24 protein-coding genes are annotated in these 26,521 nt (G+C 58.4%); 14 read left to right on the forward strand and 10 right to left on the reverse strand.

Features of this window, described 5'->3' with window-relative positions:
* Positions 1-64: 64 nt before the first annotated feature.
* The 8 genes from AAY24_RS09710 to AAY24_RS09745 form a co-directional block, all read right to left on the reverse strand.
* Positions 65-535: a chemotaxis protein CheW gene (locus AAY24_RS09710; protein ID WP_052761165.1), complete on the reverse strand. Its 471-nt coding sequence runs from the start codon at positions 533-535 to the stop codon at positions 65-67.
* The gene (locus tag AAY24_RS09715) at positions 532-6,399 is read right to left on the reverse strand and encodes a hybrid sensor histidine kinase/response regulator (RefSeq protein WP_046859519.1); all 5,868 of its coding nucleotides are present in this window, start codon (positions 6,397-6,399) and stop codon (positions 532-534) included. The genes AAY24_RS09710 and AAY24_RS09715 overlap by 4 nt, the downstream gene beginning before the upstream one ends.
* A gap of 81 nt (positions 6,400-6,480) precedes the next feature.
* Positions 6,481-8,475: a methyl-accepting chemotaxis protein gene (locus AAY24_RS09720; RefSeq protein WP_335337164.1), complete on the reverse strand. Its 1,995-nt coding sequence runs from the start codon at positions 8,473-8,475 to the stop codon at positions 6,481-6,483.
* A 163-nt stretch (positions 8,476-8,638) separates the two neighbouring features.
* Positions 8,639-9,181 (reverse strand): chemotaxis protein CheW, encoded by a 543-nt coding sequence (locus tag AAY24_RS09725; RefSeq protein ID WP_046859521.1) that lies wholly within the window; start codon positions 9,179-9,181, stop codon positions 8,639-8,641.
* 10 nt (positions 9,182-9,191) lie between these two features.
* The gene (locus AAY24_RS09730; RefSeq protein WP_082117105.1) at positions 9,192-9,614 is read right to left on the reverse strand and encodes a response regulator; all 423 of its coding nucleotides are present in this window, start codon (positions 9,612-9,614) and stop codon (positions 9,192-9,194) included.
* A gap of 45 nt (positions 9,615-9,659) precedes the next feature.
* A complete protein-coding gene (pilG, locus tag AAY24_RS09735; protein WP_046859522.1) occupies positions 9,660-10,055 on the reverse strand; it encodes a twitching motility response regulator PilG in 396 nt (131 codons plus the stop codon).
* A gap of 107 nt (positions 10,056-10,162) precedes the next feature.
* Positions 10,163-10,873: a rhodanese-like domain-containing protein gene (locus AAY24_RS09740; RefSeq protein WP_046859523.1), complete on the reverse strand. Its 711-nt coding sequence runs from the start codon at positions 10,871-10,873 to the stop codon at positions 10,163-10,165.
* Positions 10,874-11,003: 130 nt separating this feature from the next.
* Positions 11,004-11,360: a hypothetical protein gene (locus AAY24_RS09745; protein WP_046859524.1), complete on the reverse strand. Its 357-nt coding sequence runs from the start codon at positions 11,358-11,360 to the stop codon at positions 11,004-11,006.
* Between the two features lie 274 nt (positions 11,361-11,634).
* On the opposite strand from AAY24_RS09745, the gene gshB reads away from it, so the two are divergent.
* From gshB to AAY24_RS09790, 9 genes are all read left to right on the forward strand, one after another.
* On the forward strand, positions 11,635-12,585 hold the full coding sequence (gshB, locus tag AAY24_RS09750; RefSeq protein ID WP_046859525.1) for a glutathione synthase: 951 nt from the start codon (positions 11,635-11,637) through the stop codon (positions 12,583-12,585).
* On the forward strand, positions 12,582-13,637 hold the full coding sequence (locus AAY24_RS09755) for an FAD:protein FMN transferase (protein ID WP_046859526.1): 1,056 nt from the start codon (positions 12,582-12,584) through the stop codon (positions 13,635-13,637). The genes gshB and AAY24_RS09755 overlap by 4 nt, the downstream gene beginning before the upstream one ends.
* A gap of 14 nt (positions 13,638-13,651) precedes the next feature.
* Positions 13,652-14,551, forward strand: coding sequence for an energy transducer TonB (locus AAY24_RS09760; protein ID WP_046859527.1), 900 nt, complete (start codon positions 13,652-13,654; stop codon positions 14,549-14,551).
* Between the two features lie 47 nt (positions 14,552-14,598).
* The gene (locus AAY24_RS09765) at positions 14,599-15,162 is read left to right on the forward strand and encodes a YqgE/AlgH family protein (RefSeq protein WP_046859528.1); all 564 of its coding nucleotides are present in this window, start codon (positions 14,599-14,601) and stop codon (positions 15,160-15,162) included.
* 141 nt (positions 15,163-15,303) lie between these two features.
* Entirely contained in the window at positions 15,304-15,705 is a 402-nt protein-coding gene (gene ruvX / locus AAY24_RS09770; protein WP_046859529.1) for a Holliday junction resolvase RuvX, read from the forward strand.
* Between the two features lie 7 nt (positions 15,706-15,712).
* A complete protein-coding gene (gene pyrR / locus AAY24_RS09775) occupies positions 15,713-16,237 on the forward strand; it encodes a bifunctional pyr operon transcriptional regulator/uracil phosphoribosyltransferase PyrR (RefSeq protein WP_046861182.1) in 525 nt (174 codons plus the stop codon).
* Positions 16,234-17,211: an aspartate carbamoyltransferase catalytic subunit gene (locus tag AAY24_RS09780; protein WP_046859530.1), complete on the forward strand. Its 978-nt coding sequence runs from the start codon at positions 16,234-16,236 to the stop codon at positions 17,209-17,211. The genes pyrR and AAY24_RS09780 overlap by 4 nt, the downstream gene beginning before the upstream one ends.
* Entirely contained in the window at positions 17,208-18,512 is a 1,305-nt protein-coding gene (locus tag AAY24_RS09785; protein WP_046859531.1) for a dihydroorotase, read from the forward strand. The genes AAY24_RS09780 and AAY24_RS09785 overlap by 4 nt, the downstream gene beginning before the upstream one ends.
* Before the next feature lie 7 nt (positions 18,513-18,519).
* Positions 18,520-19,401 carry a dihydroorotate dehydrogenase electron transfer subunit gene (locus AAY24_RS09790; RefSeq protein WP_046861183.1) on the forward strand — a complete coding sequence of 294 codons (882 nt, stop codon included), beginning with the start codon at positions 18,520-18,522 and terminating at the stop codon, positions 19,399-19,401.
* An 83-nt stretch (positions 19,402-19,484) separates the two neighbouring features.
* Here AAY24_RS09790 and AAY24_RS09795 read toward each other — a convergent pair whose 3' ends face one another.
* Together AAY24_RS09795 and AAY24_RS09800 are read right to left on the reverse strand one after the other, a co-directional pair.
* Positions 19,485-20,609: a PilT/PilU family type 4a pilus ATPase gene (locus AAY24_RS09795; RefSeq protein ID WP_046859532.1), complete on the reverse strand. Its 1,125-nt coding sequence runs from the start codon at positions 20,607-20,609 to the stop codon at positions 19,485-19,487.
* 48 nt (positions 20,610-20,657) lie between these two features.
* Positions 20,658-21,698: a type IV pilus twitching motility protein PilT gene (locus AAY24_RS09800; RefSeq protein WP_046859533.1), complete on the reverse strand. Its 1,041-nt coding sequence runs from the start codon at positions 21,696-21,698 to the stop codon at positions 20,658-20,660.
* A 186-nt stretch (positions 21,699-21,884) separates the two neighbouring features.
* Here AAY24_RS09800 and AAY24_RS09805 point away from each other — a divergent pair, with 186 nt between their 5' ends.
* The 5 genes from AAY24_RS09805 to AAY24_RS09825 all read left to right on the forward strand — a co-directional run bounded on the left by AAY24_RS09805 (position 21,885) and on the right by AAY24_RS09825 (position 26,477).
* Positions 21,885-22,583 carry a YggS family pyridoxal phosphate-dependent enzyme gene (locus AAY24_RS09805; protein WP_046859534.1) on the forward strand — a complete coding sequence of 233 codons (699 nt, stop codon included), beginning with the start codon at positions 21,885-21,887 and terminating at the stop codon, positions 22,581-22,583.
* 24 nt (positions 22,584-22,607) lie between these two features.
* The gene (proC, locus tag AAY24_RS09810; protein WP_335337165.1) at positions 22,608-23,489 is read left to right on the forward strand and encodes a pyrroline-5-carboxylate reductase; all 882 of its coding nucleotides are present in this window, start codon (positions 22,608-22,610) and stop codon (positions 23,487-23,489) included.
* Positions 23,489-24,067, forward strand: coding sequence for a YggT family protein (locus AAY24_RS09815; protein ID WP_046859535.1), 579 nt, complete (start codon positions 23,489-23,491; stop codon positions 24,065-24,067). Before proC ends, AAY24_RS09815 begins: the two co-directional genes overlap by 1 nt.
* Before the next feature lie 15 nt (positions 24,068-24,082).
* Positions 24,083-24,373, forward strand: coding sequence for a DUF167 family protein (locus AAY24_RS09820; RefSeq protein ID WP_046859536.1), 291 nt, complete (start codon positions 24,083-24,085; stop codon positions 24,371-24,373).
* A gap of 121 nt (positions 24,374-24,494) precedes the next feature.
* Positions 24,495-26,477, forward strand: a complete 1,983-nt coding sequence (locus AAY24_RS09825) for a dynamin family protein (RefSeq protein ID WP_046859537.1) — start codon at positions 24,495-24,497, stop codon at positions 26,475-26,477.
* Positions 26,478-26,521: the final 44 nt, after the last annotated feature.

The following is a 26,521-nucleotide window of genomic DNA, read 5'->3' on the forward strand; positions in this document are numbered from 1 at the left end:
GCCGAAAAAAACCAGCGGGGTGTGGTGGCCAGCCGGAGCTGCCCCATCCACCCGGACCATAACCTTAAAGAGGAACTCCGGACAAGGCCGACTCCAGGGCGTCCAGATCCGGGATCAAGGCGTCCACCCCGTTGACAATCACCCGACTGGCAACCATCTCGTGCAGCGGCTCATCATCCAGGAAGGGGGTCAGGGACTCCTGCGAGACCAGGGTCAGATGGGGCGCGGCATGCAGCAGTATACCGATATAGGGTAGCTGTTCGCTGCCGTTCAGGGTATTACAAATGGCAACCCGGGCACGGTTGCCAATCTCCCCGGAGATCCCTCCCTGCAACTGCTCAAAAGAGATCAGAGGCAACACATGATTCCGCCACCTGAAGGTGCCCAGCACCCAGCTTGGCGCGCCTTCCGGCGCCTTATCGGGCGTTCTGAAGCTGACCACTTCACAGACTGCCGCATTGGGCAGCAATAGCCGCCCTTCCCGCATGGGCAGCAACACTCCCCGCACCTCGGTAGAGGTCTGTTTGCTGCTCATAGTGCCTCCTCTTTCAATACGGCATAGATATTATCAAGCAGCTCATTCTCCTGGTAAGGCTTACCCAGATAACGCCTGACACCCAGTTCCATCGCCACATTACGGTGCTTTTCACCGGTACGGGAGGTAATCATGATGATGGGAATCATATTCAACTCATCCGAATTGCGCATATGCCGGGCCAGCTCGTAGCCATCCATACGCGGCATCTCGATATCCAGCAACATAATATCGGGCCGCTGCTCCTGCAGCAGGGCCACCGCGTCCACACCGTCCTTGGCGGTGATGACGTTCATACCATGCCGCTCCAGCAGTCGGCCGGTCACCTTGCGCACCGTAATGGAATCGTCCACCACCATTACCGTGCGGCCGATGCCCGGTTCCGGCTCGGTCATATCGACCCTGGCGATCTCGGGATGGGGAGCTGCGGTCTGGGCCACATCGGAACGTACCAGCGCTGTCACATCCAGAATCAGGGCAACCCGTCCGTCACCCAGAATGGTGCCGCCGGAGATCCAGCGTACGGTTGAGACCTGTACCCCCACCGACTTGACCACGATCTGGCGGTTACCCAACAGGCCGTCTACCTGCATGGCCACATGATGATCGCCTGCCCGTACCAGCAACAGGGGATACCACTTGCGTTGATCCGAAAGATTGACCTGACTGACATTCAGCATGCTGCCCATGTAACGGACCTGGTAGTCCTGGCCGGCATAGGTATAGACGGTCTGCTGGCCACTGTAACAGGCTTCAAGTTCCTGCCGCGCCACCCGCACCACACCTTCCACACTGGTATGCGGAATGGCGTAGATCTCCCCGGCAAGTTCCACCAGCAGTGCATCGGTGATCGCCAGTGTCAGGGGCAGGCGGACAATAAAGCTGACGCCCTGGCCCGCCTGGGACTTGATATCCAGCGAACCACCCAGTTGTTTGACCTCGGCCACCACCACGTCGAGTCCCACGCCGCGCCCGGCAATCTGGGTCACTTTGCTGGCGGTGCTGAATCCGTGTTCCAGTACAAACGGCAGCACATCTGAATCCGCCACTTCCGCGTTGGGATCCAACAGACCACTCTTGATCGCCTGTGCCCGGATCTTTTCGATATTCACTCCGGCACCGTCATCGGAGACGACGATCTGCACATCTGATCCTTCTCGGGAGAGGAGCAGACTGATCTTTCCGGTCTTCGGCTTGCCGGCGGCCTGGCGCTGATCGGGTGACTCAATACCGTGGGCAATGGCATTCCGCAGAATATGCTCCAGCGGGCCAATCATCCGCTCCAGGATACCGCGATCGATCTCGCTGTCACCGCCCTGGATGACCAGTTCGGCACGCTTGTCCAGTTGGTTACTGGTTTGTCTGACCACCCGGTGCAGCCGTGGTACAACCTGGGAAAACGGCACCATCCGGGTGCGCATCAGGCCGTCCTGCAGGTCGGTGGTGATACGGGACTGCTGCAGCAGCAGGGTATCGGTTTCCGACTGCAACTCCTCCAGGAAGCTGTTGATGTTGGTCAGATCGTTGACCGTCTCCATCAGGCTTCGGGAGACCTGCTGCATGGCGGAGAAACGGTCCAGCTCCAGCGGATCGAATGAGGCGTCCAGCGCCTGTTCGTCGTCGCGATCCTGTTCGTAGCGGAACAGAATCTGTGCTTCTGTTTCAATCTCCAGCTGGCGGAGCTGATCACGCAGACGACTGACGGTCTGCTCCATCTCCGACAGGTTGAATTTCAACTGTCCGTTCTGCTGCTCCAGACGGGTTCGGTAGATGCTCACCTCACCGGCGTAGTTAACCAGCCGGTCCAGCAGGTCGGAACGAACCCGCACCTGCTCTCGCTGACCGCGACTGGCCACCGAGCCGGTGGTTTCAGCACTGACACTGGTGGCAGTGTCGATCGGCGTCGGTGGAGTGACCTCGGGCTCCGGAGCGGCAGGTATGGGAGTGTCCGTAACCGTTACCTGATCGGCTTCCGGTTCATGCGATTCCGCCACCACCTCGGGAATTTCAGCTTCGACCGGCTGAACTTCCGGTTCACTGGCCGGCTCCTGGGGGAGCGGTGCAGTTACCGCGATCTCTTCTCCGGGCTCCTCCGCTGGCGGGGCGGCTTCAGGCTCCCTAGCGGCATCGGCGGCTGCGGACTCGGCAACCACCTCCGGTGGCCCACCGGCGGCGAGCCAGGCCTCCAGCAGTTGCACCAGATCGTCCGCCGAACGCAGTCGGGGAGCGGCCGACAGATCGTCTATCTGCTCCGCCAGGCGATCTACCACCTCGTGGGTCAGGTGGATCAGTTCATCCCCACCACTGACCCGCTCCTGGTCGATGGCGGTCAGGAGTGATTCAAAGGCGTGGCTGAGATCACCAATCGGCATCGCCCCGGCCAGGCGCGCACCGCCCTTGAGGGTGTGCAGGGTGCGTTGCAGATCTTCTGAAAGGGTCTTGTTGGTCAGATCAAAATCACCTGACTCCAGTGCACCTTCCAGAGACTCGTGCAGTTCTCTCGCCTCCTCCAGGAAGATATCCACCAACTCCGGATCACCTTCCAGATCCACCATAACCGGTCCACTGACCACTTTCGCTGCTTGATCGGAAGCGGTCGGCGATGCGGTTGGGGCGGGCGGCTGATCCTCAATCTGCGCTGGAGGGGATTCTTCCGTAACCGGCTGATCCCCAGGCTCGTCGGCAGATGCAGGCGCTTCGATCACCAGTTCCACCGGTTCAGCAGCCAGCTCCGTTTCGGCAGGCGCCGGCTCCGCATCTTCCACTACTTCCGGTGGTTCAATCGTTACGGTTTCCGCCAGCGCATCGGTATCGACTGCTTCCGGCAGGACCGCCTGTTGATCCAGATCTTCAGCGCTTGTTTCTGCGGATGCAGGTTGCTCATCCGTCGCCGGGTCGGGTGATTCGACAAAACCGGAATCGGGCTCATCCGTCACCTGAGCGGCCAGAGCCGCCCGGCTCTGGTCATAGATATCGGCCACCAGCCCCTGCCAATCCGGCAATTCTGCTCCTGGGACATTAATCACACCCAGAATCGTGTTGAACAGTTCAACACCACGACCGATCAACTCCAGGGTGACAGGATCGGCAGAGCGGTTCATCCCCTTCAGTTCCGACACCAGGGATTCCAGGGCAGTACTGACCTGGGCAATCGGGTCGACCCCGGACATCTCGGCACTGCCGTGCAGGGTGTGCAGCGCCCGCACAATCTCTTTGTCGATCCGGCAGACGAGTGGATTACCGCTGCAAGCCTCATGGAAGCGGGACAAGGTCTCGATATGGGTTCTGGATTCGGCTTCAAATATCTCCAGCAGCGTCTCATCCATATTGATGGGAGCGCCCGGTAGTGCTTCGGCGGACTCGTCGCCCTCATCAGCACTATTCACAGTCTGGATCTCTATATCCTCTTCGATTACCTCAACCGCTTCACTTTCAGTGGCACTCTCATCGGGCAGATCAGCTACCGGGTGTTCGGGTTCATCCAGCTGTTGGACGACAGGTTCGGCATCCAGGTCATCGGTGGCCACAAACTCCATCGATTCATCGGCGCTGACCTCATCTTCAAGCGCTTCCAGCTGTGCTTCGGTGGAGAGGGTTTCCGCAGGCGCAGAGGTTTTGTCGGCAGTACTGGAGGCGGCCGGAGTGCGATCCGGCTGGGCCAGCGCTTCGGCCCGCTCTATCAGGGGTTGTGTGTCAACCGTGGCCGCCACTCCCCGCTTCTGGCAGTCGATCAGCTCAGGCAGTATGTCCAGTGTCTCATTCAGCAGTTCAATCACTTGCGGCGACACTTCGATGGTCTGATCTATGACCCGATTCAGCAGGTTTTCAATCGCCCAGGAGAACTCACCAATGACTTTCGCACCAACCAGCCGACCACTCCCTTTCAGGGTGTGGAACGAGCGCCGGAACGTGGTCAGGGCATCCCGGTCATCCTGGTTTTTACACCATCTGGGTAGATACTCCTGAATAACCGCCAGCTCTTCTTCCGACTCTTCGATGAAGATCTCCAGGATCTCATCATCGATATCCTCAAGGGCCGGTTTGTCAACGGAGGCCGTGCGATCGGGCGATGGGGTTTTAACAACCGTTTCTGCAGGCTCAGGCTCCGCCGCAGATGTCGGTGGTTCCTCCTGCCGATCCTCAGCGGGTGGTTCGATTTCAATATCGACCGGCGCCTCTTCCTCGATTTGTGTCGATTCAGGCACACCGAGAACTGCCAGGGCATCCCGGGTAACATCGAGAATTTCCGGGTGTATACCACGCCCCTCGGTGACTGCTTCCATGAAGTACTCAATGCCGGTCACCGCATCTGCGAAGGCATCCAGCTGGTCAGTATCGGGAACACCGTCCCCCGCCAGCAGATTCTTTTCAACGTAGAGATTCAGGCGCCCCATCAGGGCGGCAGCATCGGTCAGGGAGAGTACGCTGAAGGCGCCGGCTATACCCTTAAACCGACGGGGAACATCGGCCAGCAGATCCCGATTGCCCGGCTCCCCTATATAGTTAATGATGGCCTCTTTGTTCCGGGCCATGTCGATCCCGGCCTCATGCATAACCGAGTCGACCAGACGCTCAAACTCACCTTCCGGCAGGCTGGATTGCTCCCGTTCATCCTTCGTCTGGACGTAACGCCTGACCACCGAGAGGTTGTTCAGCGATGTCTCGATGAACAGGATATCCCCGGCCATGGCCATCAGATCCTGCTCATCAGGCTCGTCACCGGCGGCAACAATCTCACCGATCTTGTTGGCCTGACGCATCAGACGGGAACGGAGCTCACCCTGACCGACCATACCCAGCGTATCGGCCAGCTTTTTCAGCGGTTCCTGCTGGGCCTGCAGACGGCTGAGATCGGTGCGTTTACCGCGGATAAACAGATCGAGCTGATCCTTTATGGTGGTCAGATCGGCACTGATGGCGCTACGAAGTGAGTCCAGCAGCTCCCTGCCGGGGGCGTGCAGATCCGCCTGGTCGGTTTCACTATGGGGCCCGGCCACCAGGTCAAACTCCTGCCGCACCTGCAACACCACCGGATCGGACGAATCTGAACGGGCAGTATAGTAGAGCAGGTTCTTGACCAGATCATTGGCGGGCGCCTGGGCAACCGGCTGTTCTCCGTCATCGATAATCCGCTTGATCTCACGGTCTATCTTGCCCACCAGCAACTTGGTGGCGATGCCTGACTCCAGTCCGCCATCATGCAGTGCATTGACCAGCGCGTGCCCGATCCGAAACAGCCGTTTGACCGGGTCGGTCCAGGCGGCCTCTTCAAGGTCTCGAAAAATACCGGCGATCCGTTCCAGGCCACCGACACTATCCGCCCCCTTGTACCAATCGAGCAGGGCTTTGTGATACTTGTAGCGGAGTTTCCGGGCAATCGCCGGTAGTTCGGGATTGGCACTCTGGCTGCCGTCGGCGGGTAGCAGCTTGTTGTCCAGATCCGGTGCAAACAGGGTTACCTCTGACAACAGGGCAGCATCCCGCGCCGCCCGCAGTTCGTTCATCAGGGGTAACAGGAGGACCGGACTATCGGCTGAGCCGGATTCAATCTGTTCCAGATATTCCGGCAGTTGGGCCAGGCCCACCATCAGCGCCTCGGCAGACTCCCTGCGTCGCTTCTCACCGAGCGAGCTGAGGGCCTTGGCAACCAATTCCATCTCTTCCGCCAGCATGGAAGCGCCATACAGCTGCATGAGCTGCAGGGTTCCGCGTACTTGATGCAGATGGGTAATGCAGTTTTCCAGATCCGTTTCCGGACCGGACTCGTCCACGTAGGACTCGAGTGCATGGCGAGCTGCTTCGAGAGACGAATCAAGCTCCACCCTGATCCATTTCAGCACACTATGATCTTGGACATCACTCATACCAGGCCTTCATATACGCCAGTGGTCGTTTATCGTTGACAACGTCCCGTCGTCGAACCCTTCGATCAAACCGGGGATCCGTTAGTTGTCGTCTTCAGGGAGGCGGAAACCGGCCACTGAACGTTGCAGTTCGTCAGCCATATCCGCCAAGGTGCCAATAGCCGCGGCAGTCTGATTCGTACCATCCGATGTCTGGGTGGTGATCTCCTGGATAACACTCATAGTGTCATTCACCCGCGCAGCCTCTTCGGACTGGGTTTGCGCCGTATCGGCAACACGTTGAATACGCTCGGAGATATGATTTGATACGCTCTCAATCTCCTTCAGGGCCTCACCGGCGTCCTCCGCCAGCTGGGCACCGGCAACCACTTCCGTGGTGGTGGCTTCCATGGAGGAGACCGCCTCGTTGGTATCCGCCTGAATAGTCTTAACCAGCGCTTCAATCTGCTTGGTTGCATTACCGGAACGTTCTGCAAGTCGCTGCACTTCGTCCGCAACCACCGCAAAACCACGACCAGCCTCACCTGCCATGGCCGCCTGCATGGCCGCGTTCAACGCCAGGATGTTGGTCTGGTCAGCAATATCGTCAATCAACTCCACGATATCACCAATCTCCTGCGAACTTTCACCCAGTCGTTTGATTCGCTTGGAGGTCTCCTGGATCTGTTCACGAATGGTGTCCATGCCCTGAATGGTTCGGCGCACGGTTTCGTTACCCTTGGCAGCGATCCCCACTGAGTGCTGTGCCACCGTGGCGGACTCGGTCGCCTCCTGGGACATCTGGTCAATGGTTGTGGCCATCTGCTTGATTGCCGTGGTGGCCGAGGTAATCTGGTCGGCCTGATGCTCACTCGCTTCCGCCAGGTGCATAGCTGTGGCGCGACTCTCCTGGGCCGAACTGGATACCTGTTCAGAGATCTCGTTAATGGTGGTTACCAGGCTACGTAGTGCTTCAATGGCGTAGTTGATGGAGTCGGCAATGGCGCCGGTCACGTCCTCGGTCACCGTCGCCGTCACCGTCAGGTCACCATCCGCCAGGTCACCCATCTCATCCAGCAAGCGCAGAATAGCCTGTTGGTTTCGTTCGTTGAGCTGGTTACTCTCCACTTCGCGGCGCCGGGAGGTAAGCAACAGTGCGTAACCGAGTGAGATCAACAGGGCAACGGCAATAATACCGAGCACCGCGATCAATACAGGTCCGGCCTTGATTCCCATGATACGGACCAATCCCGGGCTGTCTCCGTAAGCCTGCACCAGGTTGTTGGCCGCTTGGTTCACCCGGTCAGATACGGATGTAACCTGACTTGCCGCTTCCAGTGCCGGCAACACGGAAGGGACAGTTTCGATAATCTCGTTGGCATGGTCGTTAATGGTGCTGAAAAGCATGGCCGCTTCACGCAGCTTCTGCACAATCCGGGCATCGGTAATCTTGGTGATACCCAGCGACCGGCTCCCCTCCAGCATACCTTCAAGCACCCGTCCCAGGTGATCCGCATCCCGGCTGAACTGATCGATGGCTGCAGCTGTCGCCTGACCACCGGCCAACACTTTCTTCACATTCTTATCGATACGTTCGGAGAGCATCAATTGGCGCGAGGCGATGGAGATCTGCACCGGGTCGGCGTTGGCCTTCACCAGATCGTTAACCACCTGTTCCGAGAGTTCCTGAAGTTGGGGCATGAACTCGGTGATGACACCGATAAACTCCTGCACCGCCAGAATGGCGTCCCGGTTGGAGAGAATGTCATCGGCGTTCTGACGCAGTTCCATCCAGGCGTTTTCCACCTCCCGCAACGGCTCCGCCACAGGCTCGGGCGACGGCGGCAGATCCACCGTTGGATCACCCTCTTTCAACTCCGTCATGATCCGTTCAAATGTATCCCGGGAGGTCAATAGCTGACCAAAAGCCTCCTTGTTACCGGCCGCTGCCGAGAGGGCACTCTTGGCGATCTCTTGCGAAACCACCCGCTGCTCCTCCGCACGGATAATGTAGATAGCATCATTGGCGGACCATTTCACCACATTGGCAAACGCCAGCAGTGTGGCCAATAGCGTGACCAGCAAGCCAATCGACAATACGACGACCAACCTGTTTGAGGCCGCCCCACCTGTACGTCTGGAATCCCTCGTTTTCATTGAGTCTCTCTCCCGCAAGAGGCCTGTTCTTGTAATGTTTCCACGTTCACAAAATGTGCTGATGCACCCACGGAAAACGCTTAAAAATTCATCTTTGCAAGCTCTAGAGTGATGCCACTCTGAACTCGGTATTTTCTGCCAGAAGATTCAGACTGAATACCGGTCTGGCAGCTCCCTCGGCCTCATAGGCGCCATGAACAAATTGCCGGATATGTTCCGGCAGAGCCGGCACACCGGTGCGCTGCTCGTCCAGGAAATGCCGCATACCCTGGACGTCGCCCACCAGCAGCCCGGCATAGATCCCCTGATGATTGATCACCAACACCCGGCTACGTCGCCCGATAACCACCGGCACGCCGCCGAGGAACTGTTGAAGGTCGATAATCGGTAACAGATTGCCACGGATATTGGCCATACCGAGCAACCACGACTGGGTTCCCGGCACCCGGGTCACTCCATCCGGATAGTTGAGGATTTCCTTGACCTCCTGAAGCGGGGCCATTACCCCGAGGCCGGAAATGTTGAACAACACCGCTTCCCAGTACTGCTGTGTCTTCTGTTGAGGCAGGCCCGCCGCATTCCGTTGACTTCTGTTTTCAATATCCTGTAACAGATGCAGCAGATCGGCCGATGTAGTTTCTGTCATAACGATTCAATCAGCCCGCCAGAGCGGCTCCGATTTTAGCCAGCAGATCGGCAGCCGCCACAGGTTTGACCACGTACTCCTTGGCCCCCTGCCTTAATCCCCAGGCCCGATCTGTCTCCTGGTCCTTGGTGGTTACTACAATGACCGGAATATCCTGGGTCTCCGGTGCCTTGCTGAGTTGTCGGGTCGCCTGAAACCCATTCAACCCCGGCATCACCACATCCATCAGCACCAGGTCCGGTTTTGCTTCTTTAGCCGTTGCAACACCGGACTCACCATCCGACGCGGTAATCACCTTATAACCGCCACTTTCAACAATCCCTTTAAGGATGTGTGTCTCTGTTGGCGAATCATCGACGATCAGAATGGTGACATCCGCCGCGTTGCTTCCATCGGATTGTCCTGCGCTGTTTTTCTTGAAGAAACGTCTCATAATCTAGTCTCTGTAGCTATGGGATACAATTTCAGATGCCGCTCATCAGGCGGCCCGGGCTATATGTTTCCGAATAGCCCCAAGCAGTTCATCCTTGGTAAATGGTTTGGTCAGGTACTCCTCCGAACCAACAATGCGTCCGCGAGCTCGATCAAACAGGCCATCTTTTGAGGAGAGCATGATGACAGGCGTGTTCTTGAACTCGCTGTTGTGTTTGATAAGGGCGCAGGTCTGATAACCATCCAGCCGCGGCATCATAATATCCACAAAAATAATATCCGGGTTCGAATCGGCAATTACTGACAACGCCTCGAAACCATCATTGGCAGTAAATACCTCACACCCGGCCTTTTTCAACAAACTCTCAGCAGTCCTGCGGATCGTCTTGCTGTCGTCGACGACCATCACCTTCCGACCGGAGATATCGACATCTTCACTCATTGCCCAGCTTCCTCTGATTCATACAACCTCTCAATATGGAAGATGCAGTACTGCTAGCAACTCTGAGCCGGGGTAAGTCTACCTGCCCCGGCATCCGGCCGGGCAGCTCAATGCACCGTCGTCAGGCCAAACAGCTGCCAAACCTGCATTCCGCCACGATAATAGTGTAACTTTTCCGCTGGATAGCCAACGGCAAGGAGGCCACGAATTGCTCTGGGAGATTGCCCGCAGGCCGGGCCATTACACCAGAGCACCAACTCCTTGCAGTCGCTGAAATCCCACTGGTCCGTCATGTACTTGGCATCCAGGACGCCCCACTCTTCCAGCTTTTGGGTCATCGCCCCGACCGACTCCCGCTGCTTGGCACCGAACAGCAGCAGCGCCTCGATCATCTCAGGATCATCAGCGCTTTTTGTCAGATCGGTAAACGGGACATTGATTGATCCCGGGATCGTGCCCTTGGCATGCCATTCCGGTGTCCGCGCGTCTATCAAAAGCCCGTTGCCATCCCGCAGTTGATTCTCCATAAAATTAAACACTTCAACCTCACCGATCGTCTTGACGGCCGGATCGGCATCCATAGGTCCGATACAGAACGGCGGACAGTGTCGACTGGTCTTGGCGTAATAGCCGTGCAGTTCGAAATCGGGATCCTGGACCCGCTGCACCTTTACCGAACGACCTTTATGCATCACGTGCAGATAGGGCTTCCCCTCGTACAACGGTATCACGTCATCCTTGCCGGCCTGGCCCTCTTCTTCTGCCCCAAACCCGGGTCCGGCCGTCAACAGGATAGAAAAAACGGTCAGAAAGACCATTAGTCTCCGCATACTAACCCCCATAAAAAAACGCTATCTGACGTAGCTTCGTTAGTGGCACACCACTGTCACTCCCAGATATATCGTCCGAAAGCCGCGCAACCTGAGCGATATCTATAATTTTTTTCGATCAGCGGTGCAGAAACCGATCCATGATCTTTTTCCTGAGCTCAGAAATCGTCGCGCCGGAGAGATACTCCTGGTATATCTCCTCCTGGTTGGCCGCATCCAGCTTGCTGTAGAACACCGCGCTGCCGGCATACCTGTCTTTCAACTCATTTTCAAAAGATTCACGGGAGAGCCGATCGCCCGCTGAGCCACCGGTTGCCGGCACTCCGACTTTGCTGGCCTCCGCCTTGAGCGCGCTGAGATAATCATCTTCTTCCGCCCCATTCACCGAGAACGAGATCACAATTCCGATAATCACTCCACCGAATACGCCCGACAGCCGGGCAAAGCCACTTCTGTTAAACCGAGATCGCCACATCCTCATAAACACACCTCACGTCCCGACCCAAACCTGTACGCCAGATCCTTGATCCTGCGTTCAACACATTTTCGCCGTTTCCAAACACCTGATCCCTGGAGGTGGAATTTTAAAATCAGGTTACTGTGTGAATCTGGTTTTTTCTAATAATGGAGCTTTATTACGACCACAACCTGAGAGAAAATAACAACAGATAACCCTAACTGCAACCATGAATATGGAAAGTTGCGGCCGGAACGCCGACAAACCGAACATCCTCCGGTATGATTGAAAAATGACTATTACTCTCGGTGTTGTGATGGATCCGATTGAGTCCATCAACATAAAAAAGGACAGCACATTCGCCATGCTGCTGGAGGCCCAGCGGCGCGGTTGGGGTGTGCGTTACATGGAGCAGCAGGATCTGTTCCTGGATAATGACCGTGCCTGTGCCCGGGTCCGAACATTGCTAGTGGAAGAGAATCCCCTGGAGTGGTTCCGCTTTGTCGCTGAGGAGACCATCGCTCTGGATGAACTGGATGTCATCCTGATGCGTAAAGACCCCCCTTTTGACATGGACTATATCTATACCACCTACCTGCTGGAGAAAGCTGAGGAGCGTGGTGTATTGACCGTAAACCATCCAGCCAGCCTGCGGGATTGCAACGAAAAGCTGTTTACTGCCTGGTTTCCCCAGTGCTGCACGCCCACGCTGGTGACCAGCAATCGGGAGCGCATCCTGCAGTTCATGGACCAGCACAAGGACATGATATTGAAACCCCTGGATGGAATGGGTGGCAGTTCCATCTTCCGGGTACGCCAGGGCGACCCCAATATCAACGTGATTATCGAGACCCTGACAAGCCAGGGCAAGCGACTGATCATGGCACAGCGTTTTGTGCCCGAAATCAGCCAGGGGGACAAACGTATCCTGATGGTGGACGGAGAGCCGGTGCCCTACGCGCTGGCGCGCATTCCCAAGCCAGGTGAAACCCGGGGCAATCTGGCGGCCGGCGCTACCGGCCAGGGGATTCCGCTGTCAGAGCAGGATCGCTGGATCGCCCTGCAGGTGGGTCCGAGCCTGAGGCAACGGGGTATACTATTTGCCGGACTCGATGTGATCGGCGATTATCTCACCGAAATAAACGTCACCAGTCCAACCTGCATCAGGGAACTGGATAGCCAGTTCGGACTCAATATCAGCGCTCAACTGTTGGATTGTATTGAAGAGAAACTGGCGCAATGAAGTATCTTAAAATTTTCTCCTGGCTGGCCCTGCTGCTGTTCCTGGCGGGCTGCGACCAATCCCCACCGGATTTTAAAGGCAAATTTCTCGCTTTTGGCACCCTGGTGGATATCTCCATAGCCGGAGTCTCCCAGCAGGAAGCGCAGGCGGCTACGGATATTATTGAAAATGACTTCAAACGCATGCATCGCTCCTGGCACGCCTGGGATCCGGGTCCGCTTGGACGTGTCAACAAACTGCTGGAGACCGGCGGGACATTTTCTGCCCCGCCCTCCGTGCTGCCACTGATCATACGTGGCGCCGAACTATCGGAGAAAAGCGACGGTCTGTTCAATCCGGCCATCGGACGCCTGATCGATGCCTGGGGATTTCACAGCAACGATCCTGCCGGGCACCGACCACCGCCTCAAGCAACAATCGACCAGTTTCTGGCCGACGCGCCCAGCATGAGTGATCTGCATATTGACGGTATTCGGATGCGTAGCAGCAACCCGGCGGTAAAACTGGATTTCGGTGCCTTCGGCAAAGGCTACGGTATCGACCTGGCAGTGGAGCACCTGAAAGATCTGGGTATCCAGAACACGATCCTGAATGCGGGCGGCGATCTGCGTGCCATCGGCAGTCATAATGGCCAGCCCTGGCGCATCGCTATCCGCAACCCCAGTGGCGAAGGCGTTCTGGGCGTTATCGAGACCCAGGGAAATGAGAGCATCTTTACCTCAGGCGACTACGAACGCAATTTCACCTGGGAGGGTAAACGGTACCACCACATAATCGATCCCCGAACCGGCTATCCCGCGGTTGGCACTCGATCGGTCACCGTGATCCATAATGACGCCACCACGGCCGATGCAGCCGCCACGGCACTGTTCATTGCCGGACCCTCGCGCTGGTATGAGATCGCCCAACGCATGGGAGTCGGTTATGTACTGCTGGTGGACACTGAGGGCACCCTGCATATGAACCCGGCGATGCAGACCCGGGTCGCCCTGACCGATACCAATCACACCATCAAGCTGAGCCCACCGCTCAGGGTAGCACCGGCGGATTGAGCAGCCGATCAAATATGAAGCGTTCCGGCATAGTCACCTCGATCGACCGTTTAGGCCTGACCCTGTTCGTAGCAGTCACCCTGCATGCGGTAGGAATTCTGGGTGTCAGTTTCACCCTGGAAACACCCGAAAAACTCCCCACGCCTGACCGCACGCTGGAGATCATGGTGGTGCAGAACCCGAAAAAGAGCCCGCCCAAGGAGCCGCTGGAGAAAGCCGATTTCCTCGCCCAGGCTACCCAGGTAGGAGGGGGAAACCAGCCTGACAAGGTGCGCCCGAAGACCCAGGTGACGCCACCGACACCACCGCAGCAACCTAAACAGGTCCAGACCACCGCGCCCACACCGCCTCAGGCGGCCCAGGCCGCGGCCAAGCAGCCCAAAAAAGTGCTTACCCAGCAGCAGCCGGAGCGCCGCAAGATAGAGACTGAACCGAAAAAGCAGCCACAACCGGAAAAGAAACGGATCACGGCGGCGCAGCTGCTGGCCAGCACCAATCAGGAGATCAGCCGGCTGACCGCCGAACTGGACAAGAAAACCAAGGCCTATGCCAAGCGCCCCCGACGTAAAACCCTGATGGCAAGTACCCAGGAGTACAAATACGCCAGCTACCTGGACGCCTGGCGACGCAAAGTGGAGCGGGTCGGCAACCTGAACTATCCGGATGAAGCCAAACGCCGCAAACTGTATGGCAATCTGGTACTCCATGTAGCCATCCGGCCCGACGGCAGTGTCCGGTCGATCAATGTGCGCAAATCATCCGGCCACAAGTTACTGGATGATGCCGCCATCCGTATCGTCAAGCTCTCCGCCCCGTTCGCCCCATTTCCGGCGGAGATCAGAAAGGAGACCGATATCCTGGATATCATCCGGACCTGGCAGTTCCGTAACAACGATCAACTTTTCTCCAAATAGCCGCCAGCAGTTGCGGTGCCACCGCCCGCGACCGATACTATGCAGATATGAACGATCCTGAATCCCTGACCAACCAGTTCCTGATCGCCATGCCGGGGTTGAATGATGCCAACTTCCACCATACCGTGACCTATCTCTGCCAACACGGTAAAGAGGGGGCCATGGGCATTGTGATCAATCGTCCATCCGGCCTGCGGCTGAACGATATTCTGGAACAGCTGGAGATCAGCGACACTCCCCTTCCCGACGCCGAACAACTGATCTATGTAGGCGGACCGGTACAGACCGACCGTGGTTTTGTCCTGCACACCGGCGGCACCGAGTGGGATTCAACCCTACAGATCACCCCCACCATCAGCATCACTACCTCACGGGATATCCTGGCTGCCATCGCCCGGGGAGAAGGACCGGAAAAGTCCCTGATCGCCCTTGGCTACGCCGGCTGGGGTGAGGGACAGCTGGAACAGGAGATGAGCGCCAACGCCTGGCTGAACGGACCGGCACCGGAACAGGTGCTGTTTGATCTGCCGCCGGAAGCTCGCTGGGAGGCGGCGGCAAAAGCTCTCGGCGTCGACCTCAACCTGCTGTCAGGAGAGGCCGGACATGCCTAGGAACCCGGCCGGAACCGCTGCGCTGCTGCCGCACTCAGATTACGGTTTCGCACCCATCTTCCCAGACCCCGGACAACACCCGATGGACTATCGATCGGACGCTGCCGGCCTGGCACAACAACACTGAACCGACTGCCAAAAATGGGTACACTACTGGGCTTTGACTACGGCACCGCCAAGATAGGCATCGCCGTCGGCCAGACCGGGACCGGGACTGCCAATCCGCTCACCACCTTGCGGGCCATCCGGCAGAAACCTGACTGGGCGGCGATCAGCCGACTGATCGATGAATGGCAGCCGGAAGCGCTGGTGGTCGGCCTGCCATTCGACATGGATGACACCGAGACGGAAATAGCGCCCCTGGCGCGCCGTTTTGCCCGGCAGCTGGAAGGACGTTACCGCCTGCCGGTGCACATGGCTGACGAACGCCTGACTTCCCAGGTGGCCCGTCAGGAGCTGGGACGCAGGATAAAAAATTACGCAGAACTGGACGCCATCGCGGCAAAACTAATACTGGAAACCTGGCTAAGTGAACGACGATAAAATCTATATGCAGGCCGAAGCGATTGACGGGTTGATCGGGGAGATGGTGCAGGCCCTTAAAACCCGCCTTGAGGTGCAGCAAGTTAAAGACCCGGTCATGATCGGCATCCATACCGGTGGTGTCTGGCTGGCGGAACGGTTGCACAGTCAGTTGGCTATCCAACAACCCCTGGGCACCCTGGACATCTCGTTTTACCGGGATGACTTCACCCGTATCGGTATGAATCCCAAGGTGAAACCCTCGCAGATCCCATTTGAAGTGGAGGACCGCCACATCATCCTGGTGGACGATGTGCTGCAGACCGGCCGGACCATTCGCGCTGCCATGAACGAAATATTCGACTACGGCAGACCCGCTTCAATCATCCTGGCCACGCTGGTAGAGCGCAGTGGCCGGGAACTCCCGATTCAGCCCAGCGTGGTCGGTGTGCGACCACCGCTGACCAACGAGCAGCAGATCACATTGACCGGGCCGGACCCCCTCAAGCTGATCATCGGCACCTCCAAACAGGAGACCAGGGAAACATCGTGAGCAAGCCCAATATACAACTCGACAGCCAAGGCAGACTCAAGCACTTCCTCACTATCGACGGCCTCAACCGGAAGATGCTGACCGAGATACTCGACACCGCGGAATCCTTCACCGGGGTGTCGGAACGGGTGGTCAAGAAGGTGCCCCTGCTGCGCGGCAAGACCATCTGCAATCTCTTTTTTGAAAACAGCACCCGCACCCGCACCACCTTTGAGGTGGCCGCCAAGCGCCTCTCGGCCGATGTGCTCAATCTCAATGTCAGCACCTCCTCCACCAAGAAGGGCGAGACCCTGCTGGACACCCTGCGTAACCTGGAGGCGATGCATGTGGACATGTTTGTCATTCGCCATTCAGACAGCGGGGCGGCACACTTTTTCGCCACCCACGCGGCCCCCCATATCAGCGTCATCAATGCCGGTGACGGACAGCACGCCCACCCCACCCAGGCGATGCTGGACATGTTCACCATCCGGCGTCACAAGCAGGAGTTCACTGGATTGCGGGTCGCCATCGTGGGTGACATCCTCCACTCCCGGGTAGCCCGCTCCCAAATCCTGGCGCTGAATACCCTGGGCACATCGGAGGTTCGGGTGATCGCCCCACGAACCCTGCTGCCCGCCGACCTGCGCACCCTGGGTGTGCATGTTTTTCACGACCTGGAAGAGGGTATTCGGGATGTGGATGTGGTGATCATGCTGCGGCTGCAGAAAGAGCGCATGACCGGCGCCCTGCTACCCAGTGAACATGAATATTTCCAGCTTTACGGACTCACCGAAAAACGGCTTAAAGCGGCCAAACCGGACGCCATCGTCATGCATCCCGGCCCTATCAACCGCGGTGTGGAGATGGATTCCCAGGTAGCCGACGGACCGCGCTCGGTGATTCTGCAACAGGTGAGTTTCGGTATTGCGGTGCGCATGGCGGTGATGTCCATCGCCATGGGCACCCAGGCCCAGGGAGCAGCCGCACGATGAAGAACCCCAACAGCACCCAGATCCTCGGTGGTCGCCTGATTGATCCGGCTAACGGTATCGACCGGGTTACGGACATCTTCATCAAGCATGGCAAGATCGCCGCTATCGGCGAGCCGCCGGAAGAATTTACACCCCAGCGCACTATTGATGCCAGCAACCAGATCGTCTGTCCCGGGCTGGTTGATCTGAGCGCCCGCATGCGGGAACCGGGCCAGGAGCATATTGCCACCATTGCCAGCGAGACGGCCCTGGCCGCCCGCTCCGGCATTACCACCCTCTGCTGCCCACCGGACACCGATCCGGTCATCGACACACCCGCCGTGGTCACCCTGCTGTTGCGACGCGCCAAACGTTCAGCGCGGGCCCGGCTGCTGCCGATCGGCGCCATGACCCAGCAGTTGGCGGGCGAATACCTGAGCGAGATGGTAGCCCTGAAACGGGCCGGTTGTGTCGCCATGAGCAACGGCTACGCACCGCTCGCCAACACCCTGGTGGAGCGGCGGGCCCTGGAGTATGCCGCGACATTCGATATTATGGCCATCCTGCGCCCGGAAGATCGTCACCTGCGTAACAACGGCTATGCCCACGAAGGACCGGTCAGCGCCCGCCTGGGACTGCCGGCCATCCCGGAGGCGGCGGAGTCGGTGGCGGTGGCGCGGGATCTGGCGCTGGCCGAGCACACCGGCTGCCGTATCCATTTCCACCTGCTCTCCAGCGGCACCGCGGCGCGCATGATCGAACAGGCGCAGCAGCAGCGCCTCAAGGTATCGGCCAACGTCGCCGCCCACCAGCTGCATCTGACCGAAATGGATATCGAGGACTTTGACAGCAACTGCCACCTGAATCCGCCCCTGCGCAGTCTGGCGGATCGGGATGCCCTGCGCAGTGCCGTCGCCCGGGGCGTCATCGGGGCCATCTGCTCGGATCATCAACCACTCGAAGCAGATGCCAAGGAGGCACCCTTCCCCTCCACCGCCACCGGCATGTCCGGGCTGCAGACCCTGCTGCCGCTGACTCTCAGGCTGGTGGACGAGGGAGTGTTAAGTCTCTCCGAGGCGATCGCCCGGGTCACCTGCGGACCGGCAGATATACTGGGCCTCCCCTACGGCCGCTTGCAGCCGGGCAGCAGCGCGGATATCTGCATTTTCGATCCCCGGGCGCACTGGGTACTGGAGGCGGAAAATATGCCCAGTTCCGGACGCAACACCCCGTTTATCGGCTGGGAGTTCCAGGGCCAGGTCACCCATACCCTGTTTGAGGGCCGCCCGGTATTCCAACCCGACCATTCAACCCATGCCTGAGCCAGCCATGACAGACAACAGACCCCATAGAGACACCATATTTCTGGAAGATGGGGAGATTCTCTCCCACCAGGCGTTTGAGGGTGATCAATACATCCTTCGCCTACAGGCACCCCGTTGCGCAGAGTCCGCCCAACCCGGCAGTTTTGCCCATATCCAGTGCGACAGATCCAAACCCCTGCGCCGACCCATCTCCATCATGCGCACATCGGCAACCCAGGGTTGGGTGGAGTTTCTGTACAAAGCGGTGGGTGAAGGCACCCGCCTGCTGGCCCAGCGTCAACCGGGGGAAAAGATCAGTGTTCTGGGGCCCATCGGCGTTCCGTTCCGATTCAATCCCGAGCGCTCCCGCCCGCTACTGATAGGTGGTGGCGTCGGCATGCCGCCGATGGTATTTATCGCCCAGACGCTGGCCGGAAACCGCAACTTCAAACCCCTGGTAATCCTGGGTTCGGAAGTACCGTTCCCCTTCAAACCCCAACCTTCCAGCCTGCTGCTACCCGATATGCCGGACGGGGTAATCGCCAGCATGCCGCTTATGGATGACTGGCAGATACCGAGCCGCCTGGCCAGCCTGCAGGGTTTTCCCGGTTGCCACGAAGGCTACGTAACCGATCTGGCCCGGCACTGGCTGCAGGCACTACCCCCAGAGCAACTGGCCCAGGTGGAGATATTCTCCTGCGGCCCCCACCCGATGTTGGAGAGCGTGGCCAGGCTGGCAAGCGAATTCAGTCTGCCCTGCCAGGTGTCACTGGAGGAGTTCATGGCCTGTGGCGTCGGTGGTTGCGCCGGTTGCGTAGTGGAGGTGAAGACTGATCAGGGCCCGGCAATGAAACGGGTCTGTGTGGATGGACCGGTGTTTGATTCACGCGCCGTCTTCCCTGCCTGAGAAAGAGACCTGCCAGGGGCAACCCGCTGATTACCCCTGGCAGGTGACTTCGCTTGACGCTCTCGGGTGACCGGAGTTTCCCTCTATATCTCGCCCTCGTCCAGCAGCGAGACGGTGCTCATCCGGGCGGCATGACGCTCCGCATCACCCCCACCCAGCTTGATCATCAGGCGCACTTCGTTGGCCGAATCGGCATACAGAATGGCATCCTCGTAGGTGATTTCGCCATCCGTGTAGAGCTTGTACAGAGCCTGATCGAAGGTCACCATGCCGTGTTCGGTGGAACGTTTCATCAGCTCTTTCAGTTTGTGCACTTCGCCCTTGCGGATCAGATCAGCCGCCAACGGCGTGTTGACCAGGATCTCCACCACCGGCCGCCGGCTCTTGCCATCCGGACGTCGCACCAGTTGCTGGGCAATCACCGCACGCAGGTTCAGCGACAGGTCCATAAACACCTGATCCCGGCGATCTTCCGGGAAGAAGTTGATCATCCGGTCCAGCGCCTGGTTGGCATTGTTGGCGTGCAGGGTGGAAAGCACCAGATGGCCGGTCTCGGCAAACGCGATAGCGTGCTCCATGGTCTCACGGGTACGGATCTCACCAATCAGAATCACATCCGGCGCCTGGCGCAGGGTGTTCCGCAGCGCCACTTCATAGGACTCCGTATCGATGCCCACTTCCCGCTGGGTAATGATGCAGCCGTCGTGGTTATGGATAAACTCGACCGGATCTTCAATGGTGATGATGTGACCGGAACTGTTGCGATTGCGGTATCCCACCAGGGAGGCCAGGGAGGTGGATTTACCGGTGCCGGTGGCGCCGACAAAGAACACAATGCCCCGCTTGGCCAGCGCCAGCTCTTTCAGAATAGGCGGCAACAGCAGATCCTGAATCTCCGGGATACGGGTCTCGATTCGCCGTAACACCATGCCCACGGAGTCGCGCTGCACGAAGGCACTGACCCGGAAGCGGCCCGCCCCCTTGGAACTGACCGCGAAGTTACACTCGTTGGTCTGGGTAAACTCTTCCCGTTGCGCCGGCGACATGATACTCATCACCAGCTCCCGGGCCTGCACATCGTTAAACTTGGTCTTGGCCACCGGCATAATACGACCATTGACCTTGATGCAGGGTGGCATACCCGCGGTGATGAATAGGTCAGAGGCCTTCTTCTGGGCCATCAGGTTCAAGATTGCGTTAAAGTCCACTTTTTCCTCGCTGCCGAATTTTTATCGGCTCCATGATTCACGCATGCATTAACTACTGAATATCTCTTTGTTCATCGCTTTGGAACGTGCATCCAGCCGACTGATGACACCCTTCTTCACCAGCTCCTGCAGATGTTGATCCAGGGTCTGCATACCGTGCGCCTGGCCGGTCTGGATGGCAGAATACATCTGCGCCACCTTATCCTCACGGATCAGGTTACGGATGGCCGGCGTACCCACCATGATCTCCCAAGCCGCGGTCCGACCGCCGCCGACCTTTTTCAGCAGGGTCTGGGCGATCACCGAGCGCAGCGACTCGGACAACATGGAGCGGACCATGGATTTCTCACCGGCCGGAAACACGTCGATAATACGGTCGATGGTCTTGGCAGCCGAGCTGGTATGCAGGGTACCGAACACCAGATGGCCGGTCTCGGCCGCGGTCAGCGCGAGCCGGATCGTCTCCAGGTCACGCAACTCGCCCACCAGGATGATGTCCGGATCCTCACGCAGTGCCGAGCGCAGCGCCTCGGCGAAGCCCAGGGTGTCCCGATGCACTTCGCGCTGGTTGATCAGACACTTTTTACTGGTGTGAACAAACTCGATGGGATCCTCAATGGTGAGGATATGGGCGTACTCGTTGTCATTCTTGTAATCCATCATCGCCGCCAGGGTGGTGGATTTACCCGAACCGGTCGGCCCGGTCACCAGCACCAATCCCCGGGGCACGTTGACGATATCCTTGAAGGTCTCGGGACAGCCCAGATCCTCCAGCGTCAGTACCTTGGAGGGAATGGTACGGAACACTGCGGAGGCGCCACGATCCTGATTAAAGGCGTTGACACGAAAACGGGCCAGCCCCGGTATCTCGAAAGAGAAGTCGGTCTCCAGAAACTCCTCATAATCCTTTCGCTGCTTGTCGTTCATGATGTCGTAGACCAGGCCATGAACGATCTTGTGATCCAGCGCCGGCACGTTGATCCGGCGGATATCCCCATCCACCCGAATCATGGGTGGCAAACCGGCCGAAATGTGTAAGTCCGAAGCTTCATGCTTGACGCTAAAAGCAAGCAGTTCAGCAATATCCATACAACCCTTCTCCCATAATCTTGTTATCGCTTAGGGTGCACCGTGACACCGTCCCCACTGCCCCGATGACACCTTCCGTTTACGGAATAGCGGCCATTATTGGGGAAACTGGTGTTTTTTGTTTTAATAACCCGGGCGGCGACCGCCTCCGACAACCTATTATAGACACACAGGCCTATCAATATCATGCCCGCTATCCAATCCCGGCTCGAAACTGTCAGACAACAGATCCAACAGGCCGTAGAGAGATACCATCGCAGAGCCGACTCAGTGCAACTGCTGGCGGTCAGCAAGACCCACCCCGCAGAGGCGATACGCCAGGCTGCCGCCGCCGGGCAAGGCCGGTTTGGCGAAAGTTACATCCAGGAAGCCCTGGACAAAATCGGGCAACTGCGCGACCTGGATATTGAGTGGCACTATATCGGCAGGATACAGGGAAACAAGACGCGAGCCATAGCGGAAAACTTCGACTGGGTTCACAGTATTGACAGTGCCAAGCAGCTTCGACGGCTGAATGACCAGCGACCGGACAATTTACCCCCCCTGAACATCTGTCTGCAGATCAAGATAGACGATGAGGAGAGCAAGGCGGGGATAACACCCCGGGAGGCCCGGGAACTGATCAACAGCATGGCCGACTACCCACGACTCACCCTGCAGGGGTTGATGACCCTGCCGGCGCCGGCGGTGGATCTGGAAGCCCAGCGCATACCATTCCGACGACTACGGGAACTCAGGGATGAACTGGCCAGTGAGGCATTGCCCCTGCCGACCCTCTCCATGGGGATGAGCGGCGACCTGGAGGCCGCGATTGCCGAGGGTTCCACCATCGTTCGCATCGGTACCGCCATCTTTGGCCCGAGGCACTATCCCGACCAGAAGTGATCCGGCGTATAACAGGCGAACCGAATGCGCTACGATATAGTGCTTAACCAGCCAAGATTACAGATCACCATGAGCGACATGAGCAGTAATACCATCACATTTATCGGCGCCGGCAACATGGCCACCAGTCTGATTGGCGGTCTGGTCGCCGACGGCTATGAACCCAAAAGCATCATTGCCAGCGATCCTGACGAAGGCAAGCTGACCGACCTGTCCGCCCGCTTTGGCATCCGCCAGGCGGCAGACAACCGCAGCGCCATCGAGCAGGCCGACGTGGTGGTGCTGGCGGTCAAACCGCAGATACTGGAGCAACTCTGCGCAGAGATCCGGGAAACGGTGCAACAGCGCCAGCCGCTGCTGGTATCGATTGCCGCCGGTATCCGGGAGGCCGACATACAGCGCTGGCTGGGGGGCGACGTCACCCTGGTGCGTACCATGCCCAATACACCCGCCATGCTGCAGTCCGGTGCCACCGTGCTCCACGCCGGCGACAAGGTTTCAACGGCCCAGCGGGATCTGGCCGAATCGATTCTGCGCGCCGTAGGCCTGACCCGCTGGGTCGATGACGAGGCACTGCTGGATACCGCCACGGCGCTCTCCGGCAGCGGCCCGGCTTACTTTTTCCTGGTCATGGAGGCAATGGAAGCCGCTGCGATCGGCAACGGCCTGCCCGCCGACACGGCGCGTCTGCTGACCATCCAGACCGCGCTCGGCGCAGCCCGCATGGCGATCGAGAGCAGCGACAGCCCTGCCACCCTGAGACAGAAGGTGACGTCACCCGGCGGCACCACCGAACGTGCCGTATCGATCCTGGAGCAGGGCAATATCAGGAACCTGTTTGAGCAGGCCATCAGCGGCGCCTGCGAACGCTCCCGGGAGCTGTCAAACATGCTGGGAAAACAGTAATGGGCAGCAACTATCTGACCGATCCACTGGCGTTTCTGATCCAGGTAGTTTTTGACCTGATCATACTGGTGGTGATGCTGCGCTTCATCCTCCAGTTGGTGCGGGCCAACTTCTACAACCCGATCTCCCAGTTCGCGGTCAAGATGACCACGCCCTTGCTGCGCCCGCTGCGCCGGATCATTCCCGGCGTGGGCGGTATCGATATCGCCTCAATCATATTGATGATCCTGCTCAAGAGCCTGGAGCTGATTCTGATCATGCTGGTGACAGGCAGTGGGGTGCAACCCCTGGCCGCCGTCGCCATCGCACTGCCTGAACTGATCAGTCTGACAATCAACTTCTTCCTGATCGCCATCCTGATCCAGGTGATTCTGAGCTGGGTCAACCCGGGCAGTTACAGCCCGGCAACCGAACTGATCGACAGCATCACCGCGCCCCTGTTGAGACCGGCGCAGCGCCTGATCCCCCCGATCGGCGGCATCGACCTCTCCCCCATGGCGGTCCTGGTGGGGCTGCAACTGCTCAAAATGCTGCTGATCCCCCCGCTGCAGATGCTCACTGCAACCCTGCTGCTCTGAGCCTGGAGAGCCACTTTGAGTGACACCTGGTATCGCTGGGACGGTGACGACCTGCTGCTGCAGTTGCGGGTTCAGCCCCGCGCCGGCAAGGATCAGTTTGTCGGGCCCTATGGGGACCAGTACAAGGTGCGCATTACCGCCCCGCCCGTGGACGGCAAGGCCAATGCGCACCTGATACGCTTCCTGGCCAAGGCATTCGGGGTCGGAAGGGACCAGGTCAGCCTGATCAACGGCGACAGCTGCAAAAACAAGGGATTCCGCATCGAAGCACCACGTAAATTCCCAATCTCCCTCACAAAACCGTAAGAAAAACTCCCCGTTTCTCTATAATTTCAAAGCAGTAGGGGCCAAACTGCCTATAATTTCTCGAATTATCATCTGGCCCTGTAGTAAGATCGGCCCATAAGAATTACAGAAGGAGCGTCCCGTGGAGCGATCGCGTCTGGAAACACAGCTGAAGGCGTACGAGCAATGGAAGGCGGATATCATTCGTACGGTCAAGCTCTACTACCGCTGGCTGAGCAAGCATCGCCTGGCAACGGACGACAGCGTGAAACGAATCCGGGAGTCTCTCGATTCACTCAGTAGTGATCGACTCACTATCGCCTTCGTGGCTGAATTTTCCCGTGGCAAGACCGAACTGATCAATGCCATATTTTTCTCCGACTTCGGTCGGCGCCTGCTCCCCTCAACCGCAGGGCGCACCACCATGTGCCCTACCGAGCTGTTCTATGATCAGCAGGCGGGCCAATCCTACGTCCGTCTGCTACCGATCGAGACCCGGCTGCAGGAGACCAGTATTCGTGATCTGAAGCGCAAACCGGCGCTCTGGGTCACCTATCCCCTGGACCTGGAGTCCGCCGATCAGATCGAAGAGTGTCTGCGGGAGGTAATCAAGACCCGTAAGGTGACCCTGGCCGAGGCGGTGCGGCTGGGCATGTATGACCCCCAGCAGCACCCCACCCAGAACCAGCCACCCGATTTTGTCGAAATCCCCAAGTGGCGCCATGCCATGATCAGCTTCCCCCACCCACTGCTGAAACAGGGGCTGACCATTCTTGACACCCCGGGCCTCAATGCCCTGGGCAGTGAGCCTGAGCTGACCCTGAAGATGCTCCCCTCGGCCCAGGCGGTGCTGTTTGTGCTGGGCGCGGACACTGGCGTCACCCGCAGCGACCTGGAGATGTGGCAGAACCACATCAAGGGTTTCCAGCGCAGCCGTCAACGGGGCCTGATCGTGGTGCTGAACAAAATCGATACGCTCTGGGACGAATTGCAGGACGAGGTCGACATCAATAATGCCATCAACCGCCAGCGCAATCACACAGCCCAGATTCTCGGCATTGACCTGAAGGCGATTTTTCCGGTCTCGGCCCACAAGGGGCTGCTGGGAAAAATCAAGGACGATCAGCAGCTGATGGAACAGAGCCGGCTACCTACCCTGGAACACTATCTGGCGCACGACATCCTCGACGCGCGACAGGAGATCATCAGGGATACCGTGACCACCGAAATCAGCCAGATGGTGGAGAATACCCAGGGCATCGTCGCCACCAAACTGAACGGCATCCAGACCCAACTGGATGAACTGCGCCAGCTCAGTGGCAAGAGTCTGGAAATGATCGAGCATATGATGGCCAAGACCCGTACCGAACAGGCCGAATACATGCAGAACGTCAACTCCTTCCAGGCCAGCCGCAAGATCCTGAAGGAGCAGGCCACCACCCTGCGGGACGCACTGGATCTGAAAAAGCTGGAGCGCTCCATCACCGCCACCCATAACGCCATGGCGGACAACTGGACCACCCTCGGCCTGCAGTCAAGCATGCGCACCCTGTTCGACGACATGCGCGCCAATATGCAGATCGTGGTGGATCAGAGCGAACAGGCGCGCAAATTGATCCGCAGTATCTACCGACGCTTCCAGAACGAGCACGGCTTCTCTGTAGTGCAACCGAAGATGTTCTCCATCATGCGCTACCGGGTGGAGTTGGAGATGCTCTACCAGGAGGCGGAGATCTTCCGTAAAAGCCCGGTTACCGCCATGACCGAGAAGCACTTCGTGGTGAAACGCTTCTTCGTCGCCATGGTGAGCCGGGCCCGGGATATCTTCTTCCAGGCCAGACAGGAGGTGGACAGCTGGCTTAGCACGGCCCTGGAACCCCTCACATTCCAGATCCGTGAGCACAAAGAGCAGATGGAGCGCCGCCTGGTGGATCTGCAGAAGATCAGCCGTTCCCGGGACACCCTGGATGCACGGGTGGGGGAGCTGAAGGCACAGCACGCTGCCGTGGCCAAGCAGTTAACCATCCTGCGTAATATTCACAACACGCTCAATAGCAGCTATCCGCTCACGGCCGAGACCCGCCCCAAGCCCAAGCTGGTGGCCGCCAGGAAAACCGCCGGCTGAGGCACCCTGCCTCCGTTGCAGAGGGATTTTCATAATCCGGCCTT

Source organism: Sedimenticola thiotaurini, assembly GCF_001007875.1.
Taxonomy (GTDB): Bacteria; Pseudomonadota; Gammaproteobacteria; order Chromatiales; family Chromatiaceae; genus Sedimenticola; species Sedimenticola thiotaurini.